Source organism: Mycobacterium sp. 050134 (genome assembly GCF_036409085.1).
Lineage (GTDB): Bacteria > Actinomycetota > Actinomycetes > Mycobacteriales > Mycobacteriaceae > Mycobacterium.
Genome location: NZ_JAZGLV010000021.1, coordinates 20,454 through 38,559, shown reverse-complemented (window position 1 = coordinate 38,559; position 18,106 = coordinate 20,454). Strand labels below are relative to the sequence as shown.

Below are 18,106 nucleotides of genomic sequence, written 5' to 3'. Positions count from 1 at the left end.
CCCGCCCGTCCACGCCGATGGTGAACTACACGTCTGTAACTCGCCGCCTCTAGTCGTGCAGCACAACGACCCGGCGCGACGGTTCGACGCCCTCGCTTTCGCTGTGCACTCCCGAAACCGCCGCCACCGCGTCGTGGACGATCTTCCGCTCGAACGGCGTCATCGGCCTCAGCTCCTCGCGCTCCCCCGTCTGCAGCACACGGCGGGCCACCTTGTCGCCCAGCGCCGCGAGCTCCTCCCGACGCCGGCGCCGCCAGCTCGCGATGTCGAGCATCAGTCGGCTGCGCACACCGGTCTTCTGGTGCACCGCCAACCGGGTCAGTTCCTGCAAGGCGTCCAGCACCTCGCCACCCCGGCCCACCAACTTGTTCAGGTCGTCGCTCCCGTCGATGCTCACGACCGCGCGGTTGCCCTCAACATCCAGATCGATGTCGCCGTCGAAATCCAACAGGTCCAACAACTCTTCGAGGTAGTCGCCGGCGATCTCCCCCTCGGCGACCAGGCGCTCCTCGGCGTCGTCGAAGCCGTCGGCGCCATCCTCGGCACCCGCAACTTCGGCCTGCTCGGCCGACTCAGCGGAGTCGAGGTCCGCGTCGTAGTCGCGCTCGGTGGTGTCGGCGTCTGTCATGTCTATTTCTCCCTCCACGGGTCTCTGCCCTACTGGGGCCGCCTATGCCAGCGGCCCAAAGAATTTCGGCCTAATCAGCGTTTGCGCCGTCTTGGCCGCGCGCCGGGGCGCGGGGACCGGTTCACCGCCGCGCCGCCAGGCCCCTCCGGCCGAGCCGTCGTTTCCGTTTCCACGGCTTCGGCCTCGGACGTGTTCGCAGCGTCCGCCGCGTCACCATCGTCGGCTTTCGCGCCGTTCCCACCCGGCGCGGTTGCCTTCGGTTCGCGCTTCGGCTTGGCGCCAGGTGCCGGCGCATTGGCCGCCCGCCGCGCGATCACTTCTTGCTTCTTTGCCTCTTCCTCTTTCTCGATCATCCCGAACACGTAATGCTGCTGACCGAAGGTCCAGATGTTGTTCGAGAACCAGTACAGGATGATCGCGAGCGGGAGGAACGGCCCGCCAACAACGACACCCAGCGGGAAAACGTATAGGGCGAGCTTATTCATCATCGCGGTTTGAGGGTTGGCCGCCGCCTCGGGACTCTGCCGTGCCACCGACGCGCGGCTGTTGAAGTACGTCGCGATGCCGGCCATGATCATCACCGGCGCTCCCACCGCGATCACCGCCGGGAGACTGTAAACAGTGAAGGCGTCGAGCCCGGCATGCTGTGTCATCGACGCACCGATGGGCGCACCGAAAAGGTTGGCGTCCAAGAAGTGGCCGACGTCGGCTGGCGTGAAGACGTAGTTACCGGTCGCGCGGTTCTGGGCCACCGACAGGTGCGGCTGACCGAACCCACCTGTGGTGCGGTTGAACGACCGAAGCACGTGATAGAGGCCGAGGAACACCGGGATCTGCGCGAGCATCGGCAGGCAGCCCAGGATGGGGTTGAAGCCGTGCTCGCGCTGCAGCTTCTGCATCTCGAGCGCCATCCGCTGCCGGTCCTTGCCGTACTTCTTTTGCAGCGCCTTGATCTGCGGTTGCAGCTCCTGCATCTGGCGCGTCGTCCGAATCTGCCGCACGAACGGCTTGTACAACAGCGCCCGCAGAGTGAAGACGAGGAACATCACCGCCAGCGCCCACGCGAAGAAATTCGACGGTCCGAGCACGGCCGCGAAGAGCTTGTACCAGGCCCACATGATCCACGACACCGGGTAGTAGACGAAGTCAAGACTGAAAAAATCAAACAACGGATTCACTCTCCCCTCGGACCCCCGGCAAGGCCCGGGCGCCGTTCATGTGGTCACAGTTGTCGCGATCCGGTATCGGGTCCCACCCTCCCCGGTGCCACGGTCCGCACTTCGCAAGGCGGGCCGCCGCCAGGCAGCTCCCCCGGACCAAGCCGTACTCGGTCAACGCATCGACGGCGTACTGGCTACACGTCGGAACGAAGCGGCATGTCGCCGGTCGCAAAGGCGACACCATATGCCGGTAGAGCTGGATGAGGTAGACCACTACCCGCGCCGTCGCGGTGCCCGCGGTCTCGACTGCCGCACTCACTCCCGTCGGCGCGGTCACCGATCCGTTCCCGCCGACCGGAGCACCCGCCGCAACGCGCGACGCAGCTGATGCTCCAATTGCGCCGACGACACATTGCGACTACTCGGCAGCGCCCGGATCACCAGTCGATCGGATCGGTCGAGCTCCCCGAGCATGGGCCGGGCCACGTGCCGCAACCGACGGGCCACCCGGTGCCGTTCCACCGCGGTACCCACCGGCTTGGCGATGATCAATCCCACGTGGGGCGCGTCGACCTCGGCACCGTCGCCGGCACGACGAAAGTGGAGCACCAAGTCGGGCTGCGCAGCGCGCAGCCCATACTTCACCGTCGCGTCAAACTCAGTTGACCGCCTCATACGGTTGCGTGCGCGAAGCACGGCAGAACCCGGTATGGCGATCAGGCAGTAAGAGAGCGGCGGCCCTTGCGGCGCCGCGTCGACACGATCGCACGCCCCGCGCGGGTCCGCATCCGCAGGCGGAAACCGTGCACGCGGGCTCGGCGCCGGTTGTTCGGCTGGAAGGTCCGCTTGCCCTTGGCCACGACGTTCTCCTCGTTGTGTCTCGCATCAAGTAGTCCCAGCCACCCGACCGCTCAGACATGTAGTCTGCAGATCGGTCGGGAGTGGTTCCCGCTCGCTGGCCGGCGCGGTCCCCGGGCACGTCACCCCGGGTCGCAGCCGTATCGCCGACGTTCGGGCGACTGTTTGAGGGTACTGACGCGCGTTGGCTTGGTCAAACCTGGCCTGTGCCAACGCCCCCACTCGAATACCCTGTTCGCGTCACGCGGTGTATCGTGAGCGTCCGCACACCCCGCTTCCGAGTGAGCCGAACCAGGCCCACCTGACCCTAAACAACTCGGTTGGAATGCAACGGAACGGTTGGCAGCCGCACGGAAAACTGTTAGCTTCTGCCAAGGTCGTTTTAGACTGGAACGGCGCTCGACAACGAAGTGAGGATGGCGGGTCCACTAGCTGCGTAGACCACCTCCATGGTTTTTCTTCAGCAAGGAGATTGCGTGCCGTCGCCGATAGGCTGCGGTTCGCTTACCATCATCCTGTCCACATCTGTGCATAACTATGTGGACAGTTGCTTCGTCGACCTAGCGTCGTTTGATATTTGTTCGTATGACGACCCGAGATGTGTGAGAACCAGGGAGATGCGTCGTTGACCGATGACCCCGGTTCAGGTTTCACCACTGTGTGGAACGCCGTCGTATCCGAGCTCAACGGCGACGCCACCGCGGACAGCGCCTCCGCCAACCGCACTACCCTCATTACCCCGCTCACACCACAGCAGCGCGCCTGGCTGAATCTCGTTCAGCCTCTGACCATCGTCGAGGGCTTCGCTTTGCTCTCGGTTCCGAGCAGCTTCGTGCAGAACGAAATCGAACGGCATCTGCGAGCGCCCATCACCGACGCGCTGAGTCGCCGGCTCGGCCAGCAGATCCAGCTGGGAGTCCGGATCGCGCCACCCGCCGAGGACGCTGACGACGCATCCTTCCCCGCCGCCGAGGTTTACCCGCAACCGGAGGCGACGCCCGACGACCCCGCGATGGAACACGACGACGCCGAGGAGAACGGGGAAGCTGCGGGGCCCGAACACAGTTGGCCCCATTACTTCACCGAACGCGCGCGCAATGCCGACCCCGTCGTCACCGCCGAAGCCAGCCTCAATCGCCGGTACACCTTCGACACGTTCGTGATCGGCGCATCCAACCGGTTCGCCCACGCCGCCGCCCTGGCCATCGCCGAAGCCCCCGCCCGCGCCTACAACCCCCTCTTCATCTGGGGTGAGTCCGGCCTCGGCAAGACGCACCTGTTGCACGCCGCCGGCAACTACGCGCAACGACTGTTTCCCGGCATGCGGGTCAAGTACGTGTCGACCGAGGAATTCACCAACGACTTCATCAACTCACTTCGTGACGATCGGAAGGTCGCGTTCAAGCGGAGCTACCGCGACGTCGACGTGCTCCTGGTGGACGACATCCAATTCATCGAGGGCAAAGAAGGTATCCAGGAGGAGTTCTTCCATACCTTCAACACCTTGCACAACGCCAACAAGCAGATCGTCATCTCCTCGGATCGCCCGCCCAAGCAGCTCGCCACACTCGAGGACCGGCTCAGAACACGATTCGAATGGGGCCTGATCACCGATGTCCAGCCACCCGAGCTGGAGACCCGCATCGCCATCCTGCGCAAGAAGGCACAGATGGAGCGGCTTGCCGTGCCCGACGATGTCCTCGAGCTGATCGCCAGCAGCATCGAACGCAACATCCGCGAGCTCGAAGGCGCGCTCATCCGGGTTACCGCCTTCGCCTCGCTCAATAAGGCTCCGATCGACAAGGCGCTCGCCGAGATCGTGCTCCGCGACCTGATCGCCGATGCCAGCACGATGCAGATCAGTTCGGCGACCATCATGGCCGCGACGGCTGAGTACTTCGACACCACCGTCGAAGAACTACGCGGGCCCGGCAAGACCCGGGCATTGGCTCAGTCGCGCCAGATCGCAATGTATCTGTGTCGCGAGCTCACCGATCTGTCGTTGCCCAAGATCGGCCAAGCGTTCGGCCGCGACCACACCACCGTGATGTACGCGCAGCGCAAGATCCTGTCCGAGATGGCCGAGCGGCGTGAGGTGTTCGATCACGTCAAGGAACTCACCACTCGCATTCGTCAGCGTTCTAAGCGCTGATTCCAAGGCTCCTGCCAACTCTTTTCGAAAAACTTCCGACACCTATGTCACACCAGTCACAGCCGGACCCTGTGTGCAGCGCTGTGTACAACGCAACCAAATGTCGGTGCATCATCGGCCGTTGCGCACACAGCCCGCGCTCATCCCCAGCCGCCAACCGGACGGCACATAGTTGTCCACGGCGTCATCCACAGCGCGCGGAGTCCCCTAGCTGCACCGGGGCGGCGTTGTCCCCAGCGTCCACAGTCCTTATTACTATTACTGAGATCTCTCCATGGGTTTCTCTTCGAAGAACGGCCCTGGGGAACCTTGGTGCACACAGCGCAAGCAACCCCTCTCAGACCCGGGTTGTCGGCGTTCTCGATTAGCTTTCAAGATGGGCTCCAAAGCTCTACGGTTGTTCTTCGACTCCCCGCACTGACGCGGGGGACTGGTCACCGAATCGGTGAACGCTCTGGGCAGGTGAAGGGACGTTATGGACGCGGCGACGACAACAGCTGGTCTCACCGACTTGAAGTTTCGGTTGGTGCGCGAGTCCTTCGCCGACGCGGTGTCGTGGGTGGCGCGAAACCTCCCGACGAGGCCGGCGGTTCCCGTCCTGTCCGGAGTTTTGTTGTCCGGCTCGGACGAGGGTCTGACCATCTCCGGCTTCGACTACGAGGTTTCCGCCGAGGCGCAGGTTGCGGCCGAAATCGCTTCTCCGGGAAGCGTTTTGGTATCGGGTCGGCTGTTGTCCGACATCACGCGGGCGCTGCCGAACAAGCCCGTCGACTTTCACGTCGACGGCAACCGCGTCGCCTTGACCTGTGGGAGTGCCCGGTTTTCACTCCCGACGATGGCGGTCGAGGATTACCCGACGCTGCCCTCGCTGCCAGAGGAGACCGGCACCCTACCGGCGGACCTGTTCGCCGAAGCGATCAGCCAGGTCGCTGTGGCGGCGGGCCGGGATGACACCCTTCCTATGCTGACGGGGATCAGGGTCGAGATTTCCGGTAACACTGTCGTTTTGGCGGCTACGGACCGATTCCGGTTGGCGGTTCGCGAACTTACATGGTCGGCGTCATCGCCGGACATCGAGGCCGCGGTGCTGGTACCGGCAAAGACGCTGGCTGAAGCCGCGCGGACCGGTACCGACGGCTCAGACGTCCGGCTGGCTCTGGGTGCGGGTAGCGGGGTGGGCAAGGAGGGCCTGCTAGGCATCAGTGGCAATGGTAAGCGGAGCACCACCCGGTTGCTGGACGCAGAGTTTCCGAAGTTTCGGCAGTTGCTGCCAGCCGAGCACACCGCGGTCGCCACGATCAACGTGGCGGAACTCGCCGAGGCCATCAAGCTGGTCGCGCTGGTCGCCGACCGTGGTGCCCAGGTTCGGATGGAATTCGCCGACGGCACGCTGCGGTTGTCCGCCGGCGCCGACGATGTGGGCCGGGCCGAGGAGGACCTTGCGGTCGATTTCGTCGGCGAACCGCTGACGATTGCGTTCAACCCGACGTATTTGACCGACGGCCTGGCCTCGGTGCGCTCCGAGCGGGTGTCGTTCGGTTTCACCACTCCCGGCAAGCCGGCCTTGCTGCGTCCGGCGTCCGACGATGACGCGCCGCCGGCGGGCAGCGGCCCGTTCGCGGCTTCGCCGACCGACTACGTTTACCTGCTGATGCCCGTCCGGTTGCCTGGCTAGGTGTACCTCCGGCATTTGGGACTGCGTGATTTTCGGTCCTGGGCGCACGCCGACCTCGAATTGGAGCCGGGCCGGACGGTCTTCGTCGGCCCCAACGGCTTCGGGAAAACGAATCTTGTTGAGGCCTTGTGGTATTCGACAACTTTGTCGTCGCATCGGGTGGGGAACGACGTGCCACTCATCCGGGCCGGTGCCGACAGGGCGATCGTTTCGACGATCGTGGTAAACGAGGGCCGGGAATGCGCAGTCGATTTGGAAATTGCAGCCGGCCGGGCCAACAAGGCGAGGTTGAACCGGTCGCCGGTGCGCAGCACCCGCGAGGTGGTCGGGGTGCTGCGCGCCGTGTTGTTCGCCCCGGAGGATTTGGCCCTGGTTCGAGGTGATCCGGCGGATCGCCGGCGGTACCTCGATGACTTGGCGACGGTGCGCCGACCGTCGGTCGCTGGGGTGCGGGCCGATTACGACAAGGTGCTGCGGCAGCGCACCGCGCTGTTGAAGTCCATCTCCGGGGTACGGCACCGCGCCGACCCCGGCGCCCTCGACACGCTGGACGTATGGGACAGCCGGCTGGCCGAGCACGGCGCCCAGCTGATGGCCGCGCGCATGGATTTGGTGAAAGAGCTCGCGCCCGACGTCGAAAAGGCTTACCAACTCCTGGCTCCCGGATCCCGCCCGGCGTCGATCGCCTACCGGTCCAGCCTCGGGGCCGACGGTCCGGCGGATCTCGTGGGTGCGGACCGGGAATTTCTGGAAGCCTCCTTACTTGCGGCGCTCGGGGCCCGCCGGGCGGCGGAATTGGAACGCGGGATGTGCCTGGTGGGTCCGCACCGCGACGACTTGGAGTTGCGCCTGGGTGATCAACCGGCGAAAGGCTTTGCCAGCCATGGTGAATCGTGGTCATTCGCGGTGGCGCTGCGGCTGGCGGCGTACGAGTTGTTACGGGAGGAGGGCAGCGAGCCGGTGTTGTTACTGGACGACGTCTTCGCCGAACTCGACGCCGCTCGGCGGCGCGCGCTGGCCACCGTGGCGGAATCGGCGGAGCAGGTCCTGGTGACCGCGGCGGTCGAAGAAGACATTCCCGAGGGTTGGTCGGCGCGGCGGGTCCACATCGAAATGCGCGACGACAACTCGGGCCCGCTTTCGACGGTGCGTTCGTGACCGACGGCGAAGAGACCGCACTGCCGAGCGGCCTCAAGGGCATTGATCTGGTGCGGCGCACGCTTGAGGAGGCGCGCGCGGCGGCGCGGGCGCAGGGTAAGGACGCCGGGCGCGGCCGAGCGGTGGCGCCGGCTCCGCGCCGCGTTGCGGGGCAGCGGAGAAGCTGGTCGGGCCCCGGGCCGGATGTCCGTGACCCCCAACCCTTGGGCCGGTTGACGCGCGATATCGCGAAAAAACGCGGCTGGTCGGGCCGCGTGGCCGAGGGGACGGTGCTCGGACAGTGGACCACGGTGGTGGGCCATCAAATCGCCGACCACGCCACGCCGACCGGCCTGAGCGAGGGGGTACTCAGTGTCGCGGCGGAGTCGACGGCCTGGGCCACGCAGCTGCGGATGATCCAGGCGCAACTGTTGGCCAAGATTGCGGCGGCGGTGGGCGACGGGGTGGTGACCTCGCTGAAAATCACCGGCCCGACGGCGCCGTCGTGGCGGAAAGGCCCGCGCCACATCGCCGGGCGCGGTCCCCGCGACACCTACGGCTGAACCCGTGTCGGCGATCCCCAGAGCGCCCTGCATTAACAGGCCGCTGAGAGCCGCTAGAAGGTAACGGATGACTCCGACTAGCGTCAGGACACGGCCTAAATAAAGAAATCGTGCGCACGGCGCGGTTAGCCCGGCAGAAACACGCCCAGAAAATCGGTGCCAAGCCTCGATCACGGTAGAGTGTTGGGGTGCGACCGAGGCGGTGATCGGACCGCTGCACGTAACCCCAAGGAGAGCATTCCGAACGTGGCTGCCAAAAACCAGTACGGCGCTGATTCAATCAAGGTCCTCGAAGGGCTGGAGGCGGTCCGCAAACGCCCCGGTATGTATATCGGATCTACCGGTGAGCGGGGTTTGCACCATCTGGTCTGGGAGGTGGTGGACAACGCGGTCGACGAAGCGATGGCGGGCTTCGCGACCAAGGTGACGGTCCGGTTGCTCGACGACGGCGGCGTCGAGGTCGGCGACGACGGTCGCGGTATCCCGGTGGAGATGCACGCCACGGGCGTGCCGACCGTCGACGTGGTGATGACGGTCCTGCACGCGGGCGGCAAGTTCGAAGAGGGCGCCTATCAGGTGTCCGGTGGGCTGCACGGCGTGGGTGTCTCAGTCGTGAACGCGCTGTCCTCCCGTCTCGAAGCCGACATCAGTCGAGACGGATACGAATGGTCCCAGGTGTACACCAACTCGGTCCCCGGCGTCCTCAAGCAAGGCGAGAAGACGAAGAAGACGGGCACCACCATCCGCTTCTGGGCCGATCCGAATATCTTCGAGACCACCGACTACGACTTCGAGACGGTGGCCCGTCGGCTGCAGGAGATGGCATTCCTGAACAAGGGCCTCACCATCGAGCTGACCGACGAGCGAGTGACCAAAGAGGAAGTCGTCGACGAGGTCGTCAGCGATACTGCCGAGGCCCCGAAGTCCGCGGAAGAGAAGGCCGCGGAAACGGTTGCGCCGCACAAGGTGAAGCACCGCACCTTCCATTACCCCGGCGGCCTGGTGGACTTCGTCAAGCACATCAACCGCACCAAGAGCCCGATCCAGCAGAGCATCATCGGTTTCGACGGCAGGGGCGAGGGCCACGAGGTCGAGGTGGCGATGCAGTGGAACGGCGGATACTCAGAATCCGTGCACACCTTCGCCAACACCATCAACACCCACGAGGGTGGCACCCACGAAGAGGGATTTCGTAGCGCCCTGACGACCGTGGTGAACAAGTACGCCAAAGACAAGAAGTTGCTGAAGGACAAGGATCCCAACCTCACCGGTGACGACATCCGGGAGGGTCTGGCCGCGGTCATCTCCGTCAAGGTCTCGCAACCTCAGTTCGAGGGCCAGACGAAGACGAAGCTGGGTAACACCGAAGTCAAGTCGTTCGTGCAGAGGGTCTGCAATGAACAACTCACACACTGGTTCGAAGCTAACCCCGCGGATGCGAAAGTCGTGGTCAACAAGGCGGTTTCGTCGGCGCAGGCACGGATCGCCGCGCGCAAGGCGCGTGAGTTGGTGCGGCGCAAGAGCGCGACGGACCTCGGTGGGTTGCCGGGCAAGCTCGCCGACTGCCGCTCGACCGACCCCCGAAAGTCGGAACTGTATGTGGTCGAGGGTGATTCGGCCGGTGGCTCGGCCAAGAGTGGTCGCGATTCGATGTTCCAGGCCATTCTCCCGCTGCGCGGCAAGATCATCAACGTGGAGAAGGCCCGTATCGACCGGGTGCTGAAGAACACCGAAGTCCAGGCGATCATCACCGCGCTGGGCACCGGGATTCACGACGAGTTCGACCTGACCAAGCTGCGTTACCACAAGATCGTGTTGATGGCTGACGCCGACGTGGATGGCCAGCACATCTCGACCCTGCTGCTGACGCTGCTGTTCCGGTTCATGCGCCCGTTGATCGAGAACGGCCACGTGTTCCTGGCGCAGCCGCCGCTGTACAAGCTGAAGTGGCAGCGGACCGACCCCGAGTTCGCCTACTCCGACCGCGAGCGGGACGGGCTGCTGGAAGCGGGGCTCAAGGCCGGCAAGAAGATCAACAAAGAAGACGGCATCCAGCGCTACAAGGGTCTGGGTGAGATGGACGCAAAAGAATTGTGGGAGACCACGATGGACCCGTCGGTGCGGGTGCTGCGTCAGGTCACGCTGGACGACGCGGCTGCCGCCGACGAACTGTTCTCCATCCTGATGGGCGAGGACGTCGACGCCCGCCGAAGCTTCATCACCCGCAATGCCAAGGACGTTCGCTTCCTGGACGTCTGATCGATCAGACACGCGTAGCTCGATGCAAACGAGGAATACATGACTGACACCACGCTGCCTCCGGGCGACGAAGCCGGCGACCGCATCGAACCGGTCGACATCCAGCAGGAGATGCAGCGCAGCTACATCGATTACGCGATGAGCGTCATCGTGGGCCGCGCGCTTCCGGAAGTGCGCGACGGGCTCAAGCCGGTGCACCGCCGGGTGTTGTACGCCATGTACGACTCCGGTTTCCGCCCGGACCGCAGCCACGCCAAGTCGGCGCGGTCGGTCGCGGAGACGATGGGCAACTACCACCCGCACGGCGATGCCTCGATCTACGACACCTTGGTGCGCATGGCGCAGCCGTGGTCGTTGCGTTACCCGCTGGTCGACGGCCAGGGCAACTTCGGCTCGCCGGGTAACGACCCGCCAGCCGCGATGAGGTACACGGAGGCGCGCCTCACCCCGCTCGCCATGGAGATGCTGCGTGAAATCGACGAGGAGACAGTCGATTTCATCCCCAACTACGACGGCCGCGTTCAGGAGCCGACGGTGCTGCCCAGCCGGTTCCCCAACCTGCTGGCCAACGGCTCGGGTGGCATTGCGGTCGGGATGGCCACCAACATCCCGCCGCACAACCTTCGTGAACTGGCCGAGGCGGTGTACTGGTGCCTGGAGAATCACGAGGCCGACGAGGAAGCCACCCTGGCCGCCGTCTGTGAGCGCGTCAAGGGCCCGGACTTCCCGACCCACGGCCTGATCGTCGGATCACAAGGCATCCACGACGCCTACACCACCGGCCGCGGCTCGATCCGGATGCGCGGAGTCGTTGAGGTAGAAGAGGATTCGCGCGGACGCACCTCGCTGGTGATCACCGAGCTGCCGTATCAGGTCAACCACGACAACTTCATCACCTCGATCGCCGAGCAGGTCCGCGACGGCCGGCTGGCCGGCATCTCCAACATCGAGGACCAGAGCAGCGACCGAGTCGGCCTGCGGATCGTTGTGGAGATCAAGCGAGACGCGGTGGCCAAGGTGGTGCTGAACAACCTCTACAAGCACACCCAGCTGCAGACCAGCTTCGGCGCGAACATGCTGTCGATCGTCGACGGGGTGCCGCGCACCCTGCGGCTCGACCAGATGATCCGCTACTACGTCGAGCACCAACTCGATGTGATCGTTCGCCGCACCACCTATCGGCTGCGCAAGGCGAACGAGCGCGCGCACATCTTGCGCGGTCTAGTCAAGGCGCTTGACGCTCTGGACGAGGTCATCGCCTTGATCCGCGCGTCGCAGACCGTCGACATCGCCCGTGCGGGCCTGATCGAGCTGCTCGACATCGATGAGATTCAGGCGCAGGCGATCCTCGACATGCAGCTGCGCCGCCTGGCGGCCCTGGAACGGCAGCGCATCATCGACGACCTGGCGAAGATCGAGGCCGAGATCGCCGACCTCGAGGACATCCTCGCCAAGCCGGAGCGCCAGCGCGCCATCGTGCGCGACGAGCTGCGCGAGATCGTCGACAAGCACGGCGACGACCGTCGCACCAGGATCATCGCGGCCGACGGCGAGGTCAACGACGAGGACCTGATCGCCCGCGAGGACGTCGTGGTCACCATCACCGAAACGGGCTACGCCAAGCGCACCAAGACCGACCTGTATCGCAGCCAGAAGCGCGGCGGCAAGGGCGTGCAAGGCGCCGGACTCAAGCAGGACGACATCGTTGCGCACTTCTTCGTGTCCTCGACCCACGACTGGATCCTGTTTTTCACCACGCAGGGGCGGGTCTACCGGGCCAAGGCTTACGAGCTGCCCGAGGCCTCGCGGACGGCCCGCGGCCAGCACGTCGCGAACCTGCTGGCCTTCCAGCCGGAGGAGCGCATCGCCCAGGTCATCCAGATCCGCGGGTACGAAGACGCGCCGTATCTGGTGCTGGCCACCAAGAACGGGCTGGTCAAGAAGTCCAGGCTGACCGACTTCGATTCGAACCGCTCCGGGGGGATCGTGGCGATCAACCTGCGCGACAACGACGAGCTCGTCGGCGCGGTGCTGTGTTCGTCGGAGGACGACCTGCTGCTGGTCTCGGCGAACGGCCAGTCCATCCGGTTCTCGGCGACCGACGAGGCGCTGCGGCCGATGGGCCGGGCCACCTCGGGCGTGCAGGGCATGCGATTCAACGCCGACGACCAGCTGTTATCACTGAACGTCGTGCGGGAAGGCACCTATCTGCTGGTCGCGACGTCCGGCGGGTACGCCAAGCGGACCGCGATCGAGGAGTATCCGGTGCAGGGCCGCGGCGGCAAGGGGGTGCTGACGGTCATGTACGACCGCCGGCGCGGCAGGCTCGTCGGAGCGCTGATCGTCGACGACGACAGCGAGCTGTACGCCATCACCTCCGGGGGAGGCGTCATCCGCACGGCAGCACGCCAGGTCCGCAAGGCGGGCAGGCAGACCAAGGGCGTTCGGTTGATGAACCTGGGCGAGGGTGTAACGCTGCTGGCCATCGCTCGTAACGCCGAGGAAAGCGCGGAAGAGGTCGTTAGTGAAACCGACGAGACCGGGGAGTCGACCAGCTAGGCCCGGTAACGATGCGGGCAAGCGGTGGGCCGCTCGGGAGTCGGTGCAACTAGACTCGGCCCGATCAGACGCGGGAGTGCTGTGGCCTTGGCAAGGTTCGCGCAGGAGATGTAAGGAGTCGGGGTGACCTCACCGAACGAGCCGGGCGCCCCCAAGACGGGCGACAGCTTTCATGGGAACGGGGATGGTTCGGTCGATCGGGGGGGCGCGCACCGCGCGACGCCGCCCCAGGCGGGCCGGACTCAGGACGCCGCGGAGTCGTCGCAGCGGCAGTGGGGGGGCGGGCGGGCATCCCAGGCCCCGCATCGGCCGGGTGATCCGCAGTCTGACGTGCGCCCCGCGGGCGCCGACGCACGGCTGAACCGCTTCATCTCCGGGAGCTCGGCGTCCCCGGCCACCCAGGTGACGCCGTCGCGTGGCGACGGCCCGCCCGCGGAGGCCTACGCCAGCGAATTGCCGGACCTATCCGGGCCGATTCCACGGGCCGCGCAGCGCAAGACCGCTCCGGAACGTAGCCCTGAGGCATCCGCCACGTCGGGATCGGCTCGCTCGACGGGGTCCGAGGCGCGCGAACCTCGGGAAGGCCGCCTCAACGTGTCTCGGCGGGCCCGCGGACCGGTCCGGGCGAGCATGCAGATCCGCCGGATCGACCCGTGGAGCACGCTGAAGGTGTCGCTGCTGCTGTCGGTGGCGCTGTTCTTCGTGTGGATGATCGCCGTGGCGTTTCTCTACCTGGTGCTCGGCGGCATGGGTGTGTGGGCGAAGTTGAACAGCAACGTCGGTGACCTGCTGAACAACACCAGCGGCAGCAGCGGCGAGCTGGTTTCCAGTGGGACGATCTTCGGTGGCGCGGTCCTGATCGGTTTGGTCAATATTGTCCTGTTGACCGCCATGGCGACGATCGCCGCGTTCGTCTACAACCTCACCACCGACCTCATCGGCGGCATCGAGGTGACCTTGGCCGATCGCGACTAGGCTGGGGTGAACTACAGCGGTTTTGGGGATGGGGCGCCGGTTGCGGTAATCTCGTCGCTCGGCCGTATGCGCGTTACGGGCCTATAGCTCAGGCGGTTAGAGCGCTTCGCTGATAACGAAGAGGTCGGAGGTTCGAGTCCTCCTAGGCCCACAACCATGTGCCCGTCAAGACGTTGCGTGAGACTTGCAGTGCCACTGGCCGTGGTTGCGGTGGCGGTGCTGGTGGTGTCCCGACGCGGGGTCGAGGTCTGGCACGTGGCGGTGGACGACTCCCCCGGTCAACCATCTGTACAGCGTGAGGGGCCTTAGCTCAGTTGGTAGAGCACCGCCTTTGCAAGGCGGGTGTCAGGGGTTCGATTCCCCTAGGCTCCACAAGACAAATTCTTCGTCCCCGAACGCTCCGCGCCTAGCATGAAATGGTCGTTAGCCCTGAACCGCCGCAAATCTGCGAGCTCGTCAATGCGCCCGGCGGGCGTGGCCTCGATCGTCGGATATCGCGCCGGCGGATCCGCCCGCGCGCACCGTGGCATGCCGTCGGCCAAGCTCACCTTCATCGTGAGCCTCTACGACGGGGTGCGGACGGCCACCAACCCGCAGGCGCGGGTCGCGGCCCACCCCACTTCCCCTGCTCCTCAGCGGCTTGCGGATAACGGCGGCGCACGTCCGACAGCACCGAGGGCCGTCCGGCGTGCAGCTTGCGGTGCATCCGCTCGCCGCGCACACTCTCCTCGGGAGACCCGCAGCCGAACTGGTCACAGCCAACTTCGACGCCAGGACATACTGCGGCGGCACGCCATCGAGCTACTCGAGCGGGTGGCCGCAACGCGGATTGGCCGAACGCCATCGCTGTGATCATCGACCATTTCGCTGACGCGCGCCAATGCCATGACCGGGCGACGGTGCGTCCCGAGGTTCCGCATGGCTGGCGGTTGCTCGAACTTAGCCGCGGGCGCGCCTCAGTGGGCGACGGTCGCCAACCGGACCCGGATTAGCGCCCGGCACCTCAGCACCTTGTTCCGGAGGGAAGTCGACCGGTCACCCAAGACGGTAAGGATGCTGATGTGATCCGAGCACGCGACCGCCCGGATTGCCGGGCGGAACGGGGCCACGGATGGGTTCGACCCGGCGGCCGTCGCCGAGCCCCATGGGGTGCATGACACACTGCGCCGGACCAGCGGCGCGCAGCCATTGATGTAAAACTGCAGGACGCCCACCCTGCGGCAGCAGCCGCCGGCGGAAGACTCGCGCCACAGCAAGGCACACAAGTGTATCACCTTGCTAGCGGTGGTACACTTGTAACTGTGCCAACAACGCGTCCCCGCTATCAGGTAACAGAGACACCGGACGTTGCCCGCGCCTTGGACCGGGCCGCGAAACGCTGGCCCGGGGAGCCGCGCTCAAAGCTGCTTGTGCGGTTAGTCGAGGTGGGAGCCGAACTGCTGGAGAACGACGAGCACGCTGAGAACCTGGCTCACCGCGCCGCGGTGTTGGCCTGCGCCGGCCGTTACTCGCAAGCGTTCAGTCCTGACTATCTCACCGAACTGAGAGCGGACTGGCCCGCGTGATCGCACTGGACGCGGGCGTCCTCATTGCGCATTTGAATCCTGCCGATCCGCATCATCATGCGGCCACCGAAGTACTCCTAGCCGGCGCACCTGGCGAGATGCTCGCGCACACCATCACCATGGCGGAAGTGCTGGTCGGCGGCGTTCGGATAGGACAGGGCGCATCGATGCGAGACGACCTTCGCGCCGCCGGCATCGCCGTCGCGCCACACGACCACGAAGAACCCCTACGCCTCGCCGAGCTGCGCGCCAGTAGCGGCCTGAAGTTGCCGGACTGTTGCGTCCTCGACGTGGCGATTCGGCATCGAGCAAGCCTTGCGACCTTCGATAAGGCTCTGGCCGCGGAGGCTGCAAAACGTGGCGTGCCGGTCCTGACCTGAGACTCTGAACCGAAATGCCGTCGGTGCTTAACCCGAGTTCCGGCGTCGATTTCGTGGTTGATCCGCCGGATCCGGCGATCCACAACATGCCCGCGCTCGACAGCGGGGCGTGGACGCTAGCGGACCGGGCGCAGACTGCAAGCGTGGGGCTCTAATCTTTTGGGCTGATCGAGCAGGCGATCGCGTTCACGCTCCGCAGACCCGCGCCGGGCCGACACCGTTTAACCGATTATGAATGATTTGAGGCTCCCAAGCGGTGGTGCGGTCGCCATGCCTACCGAGCTGCAGATTCGAAGTCTTTGTGCTGCAAAGGATTTCGTCGATAGAATCTAATTATGTCAGCTGAACCACTGCACCCCACCAGCGCCGAAGGGATCACGCTATTCAACTCCGCGGCCGTGCCTATCAGACGCTACCGCTACCGGGGCAACGCGATCCCCGTCCCTTGGGCGCCTGCTGCCCAAACCACGCCATCGGCAGATTCCGTTGAGAGCCGGACGCGGCGAGAGCCGCACGTCCGGTTAGGCGGGCGGCCTGGGGAAACGGACCCCGAGTAATCCGGGTACCGCGGCCCCAGGCCGACCCAACTGCCTGGACTCACAAACCACTCACATAGCGTTGATGACTTGTCGGCGTTCTCGCCCGTGTGAGGGGTTTCCGCAACGGGCGTTTCGCAAGAGAGTCGATGCGCTCCCACTACTTATTGCGCGCCGTGATGAAACACGCGCCCGTGGCCTTACAGGTTCGCGCCGGCAGCGGTTAGCTTGGTTGGCTCAACGCGGCGCTGGCGGTGTGGTCGGTCGTGGTGTAGCGGTCGGCGGCGGCCTCCAAGGCCGCGGCCAATGCCAGGCAGGTCTTCTCGATAACGCGACCCGCATCCTCACCCACGTTTGACTGGTCAGCGACCGCCTCGTTCGACAACCCACTGATAGGACCGTGGGTCTTGTACAGCGTGCTCCGCAGGTCGGCCTCTTCGGTCGCCTTCACCCCTTGAGCCGCCTGCTCGGCGGCTTGCCGCAAATACTTAGCGGCTTCCTTGAGCTGGGCTGGTTCGACGGTCACTTCGGTCATCAACGCACTCCTCACGTCTGTGTTCATGCGTGCACCAGATCCTCAGCGCGCGAATCGGCATCACTCACAGCAGCCTCGGCCAGCCCGGCATTCAATGGCGCGCGCTTACCACTCAACGCCCCGGCCGCCCCCGCCACCTGCGCGGAACCAGCAGACCCGTCACGCACCGACTCCACACGCGGGCCGCGCACCGCAGAACGGTCCCGCAACGAAGTCCCCGTCACAGCACGGTTCGCCGACTGCGCCGACGGCCTCGGCCCGGACGCCGGGCTCACCACCGCGGTCCCCCCCGCACCCACGTCTGAACCTTCCACCGCAGCCAACCCCCCACTGGCCGGACCAGGCATCGAAGCTGCTGTGCTCACATCCCCACCAACAACCAAGCCCGAATCGCCGGCGACACCATCAGACCCCGCCCCAACACGACCAGCCTGAACACCGGCAGAGGATGCGGACTCAACCCCGATGATAGGAAGCGACCACGCCGGAACTCGGTATTGCAGCGCATTCGCCCTATCCGCGGCAAGGCGAGATTGCTCTAAAGCAGCCATGAGAGCGCCAACAGCACCTGCTATCGCGAACCCCGAAAACGTTACAGCGAGAGTCCAAGCCAAATGCATACTCTCGGGTCTACATTCGAGAGCGAGTACCATGGCCAAGAGGACGATCAAGGCATCTTCCTCGGTTTCAATCAAGATGTGAACTACATTGACCATGGAGGCCTGCCCGTTGACGATCTCTGCCGTCGTGGCGTCATACGCCGCAAGGTTGCGTGCCGCGTAGGTCATTTGCAACAAAATGTCGGAATATGCCTTGGCTGCCGAACCGCTCCAACCCGGAACACCAGCATGGCTGAGCAGCGAAGCCACTTCTGTGAAGCGCTGCGATCTCTTCTCAAAACAGTCCCCCTTATACGGACCGGGAAGCACTGTTCCATGGGGACTGACCCGGTCGAGGTTGGCGGGGAGCGCCACTAATCCGGCCAATTCATCGAGACCTGCCAATGTAGTCAGAGCCAGGAGAACGATCGCGCTCGGCAGTCTGCCGGGTAGCTGATAGCCATCAGGTAGGTTGAAAAGTGAAGGTGAAGGTGCGGTCATCGCTAAAGACGCTAACACCCCGCA

General features: G+C 65.1%; 16 protein-coding genes, 2 tRNA genes and 1 pseudogene. 12 read left to right on the top strand and 7 right to left on the bottom strand.

Annotation, left to right across the window (positions count from 1 at the left end):
* Positions 1-49: 49 nt before the first annotated feature.
* From SKC42_RS21980 to rpmH, 5 genes are all read right to left on the bottom strand, one after another.
* Complete coding sequence (locus tag SKC42_RS21980; RefSeq protein ID WP_330966371.1) at positions 50-628, bottom strand: Jag family protein; 579 nt, start codon at positions 626-628, stop codon at positions 50-52.
* A gap of 74 nt (positions 629-702) precedes the next feature.
* Positions 703-1,806: a membrane protein insertase YidC gene (gene yidC, locus SKC42_RS21975; RefSeq protein ID WP_330966370.1), complete on the bottom strand. Its 1,104-nt coding sequence runs from the start codon at positions 1,804-1,806 to the stop codon at positions 703-705.
* A complete protein-coding gene (yidD, locus tag SKC42_RS21970) occupies positions 1,790-2,107 on the bottom strand; it encodes a membrane protein insertion efficiency factor YidD (protein WP_442932221.1) in 318 nt (105 codons plus the stop codon). The genes yidC and yidD overlap by 17 nt, the downstream gene beginning before the upstream one ends.
* 14 nt (positions 2,108-2,121) lie before the next feature.
* Positions 2,122-2,484 carry a ribonuclease P protein component gene (gene rnpA / locus SKC42_RS21965; RefSeq protein ID WP_330966369.1) on the bottom strand — a complete coding sequence of 121 codons (363 nt, stop codon included), beginning with the start codon at positions 2,482-2,484 and terminating at the stop codon, positions 2,122-2,124.
* 20 nt (positions 2,485-2,504) lie between these two features.
* Positions 2,505-2,648, bottom strand: coding sequence for a 50S ribosomal protein L34 (gene rpmH, locus SKC42_RS21960; RefSeq protein WP_085254171.1), 144 nt, complete (start codon positions 2,646-2,648; stop codon positions 2,505-2,507).
* A gap of 623 nt (positions 2,649-3,271) precedes the next feature.
* Between rpmH and dnaA the strand changes: the two genes are divergently transcribed.
* The 12 genes and pseudogenes from dnaA to SKC42_RS21900 form a co-directional block, all read left to right on the top strand.
* Positions 3,272-4,798 (top strand): chromosomal replication initiator protein DnaA, encoded by a 1,527-nt coding sequence (gene dnaA, locus SKC42_RS21955; protein WP_330966368.1) that lies wholly within the window; start codon positions 3,272-3,274, stop codon positions 4,796-4,798.
* A 475-nt stretch (positions 4,799-5,273) separates the two neighbouring features.
* On the top strand, positions 5,274-6,473 hold the full coding sequence (dnaN, locus tag SKC42_RS21950) for a DNA polymerase III subunit beta (RefSeq protein WP_330966367.1): 1,200 nt from the start codon (positions 5,274-5,276) through the stop codon (positions 6,471-6,473).
* Entirely contained in the window at positions 6,474-7,631 is a 1,158-nt protein-coding gene (recF, locus tag SKC42_RS21945; RefSeq protein WP_330966366.1) for a DNA replication/repair protein RecF, read from the top strand. It begins immediately after the preceding gene.
* Positions 7,628-8,173: a DUF721 family protein gene (locus SKC42_RS21940; RefSeq protein WP_330966365.1), complete on the top strand. Its 546-nt coding sequence runs from the start codon at positions 7,628-7,630 to the stop codon at positions 8,171-8,173. The genes recF and SKC42_RS21940 overlap by 4 nt, the downstream gene beginning before the upstream one ends.
* Before the next feature lie 246 nt (positions 8,174-8,419).
* Entirely contained in the window at positions 8,420-10,432 is a 2,013-nt protein-coding gene (gyrB, locus tag SKC42_RS21935) for a DNA topoisomerase (ATP-hydrolyzing) subunit B (protein WP_330966364.1), read from the top strand.
* Positions 10,433-10,471: 39 nt separating this feature from the next.
* The gene (gene gyrA, locus SKC42_RS21930) at positions 10,472-12,991 is read left to right on the top strand and encodes a DNA gyrase subunit A (RefSeq protein WP_330966363.1); all 2,520 of its coding nucleotides are present in this window, start codon (positions 10,472-10,474) and stop codon (positions 12,989-12,991) included.
* Between the two features lie 123 nt (positions 12,992-13,114).
* On the top strand, positions 13,115-13,966 hold the full coding sequence (locus SKC42_RS21925; protein WP_330966362.1) for a DUF3566 domain-containing protein: 852 nt from the start codon (positions 13,115-13,117) through the stop codon (positions 13,964-13,966).
* Between the two features lie 77 nt (positions 13,967-14,043).
* A tRNA-Ile gene (locus tag SKC42_RS21920) sits at positions 14,044-14,117 on the top strand.
* A gap of 148 nt (positions 14,118-14,265) precedes the next feature.
* Positions 14,266-14,338 (top strand) — tRNA-Ala (locus SKC42_RS21915).
* 1,052 nt (positions 14,339-15,390) lie between these two features.
* Positions 15,391-15,531 (top strand): hypothetical protein, encoded by a 141-nt coding sequence (locus SKC42_RS21910; protein ID WP_330966361.1) that lies wholly within the window; start codon positions 15,391-15,393, stop codon positions 15,529-15,531.
* On the top strand, positions 15,528-15,911 hold the full coding sequence (locus SKC42_RS21905; RefSeq protein WP_330966360.1) for a type II toxin-antitoxin system VapC family toxin: 384 nt from the start codon (positions 15,528-15,530) through the stop codon (positions 15,909-15,911). Before SKC42_RS21910 ends, SKC42_RS21905 begins: the two co-directional genes overlap by 4 nt.
* A gap of 353 nt (positions 15,912-16,264) precedes the next feature.
* A pseudogene (locus SKC42_RS21900) lies at positions 16,265-16,369 on the top strand (reverse transcriptase domain-containing protein); the annotation flags it as partial.
* A 301-nt stretch (positions 16,370-16,670) separates the two neighbouring features.
* On the opposite strand, the gene SKC42_RS21890 reads toward SKC42_RS21900, so the two are convergent.
* Both SKC42_RS21890 and SKC42_RS21885 read right to left on the bottom strand, forming a co-directional pair.
* Complete coding sequence (locus SKC42_RS21890) at positions 16,671-16,982, bottom strand: type VII secretion target (protein WP_330966359.1); 312 nt, start codon at positions 16,980-16,982, stop codon at positions 16,671-16,673.
* A gap of 23 nt (positions 16,983-17,005) precedes the next feature.
* On the bottom strand, positions 17,006-18,082 hold the full coding sequence (locus SKC42_RS21885; RefSeq protein ID WP_330966358.1) for an EspA/EspE family type VII secretion system effector: 1,077 nt from the start codon (positions 18,080-18,082) through the stop codon (positions 17,006-17,008).
* Positions 18,083-18,106: the final 24 nt, after the last annotated feature.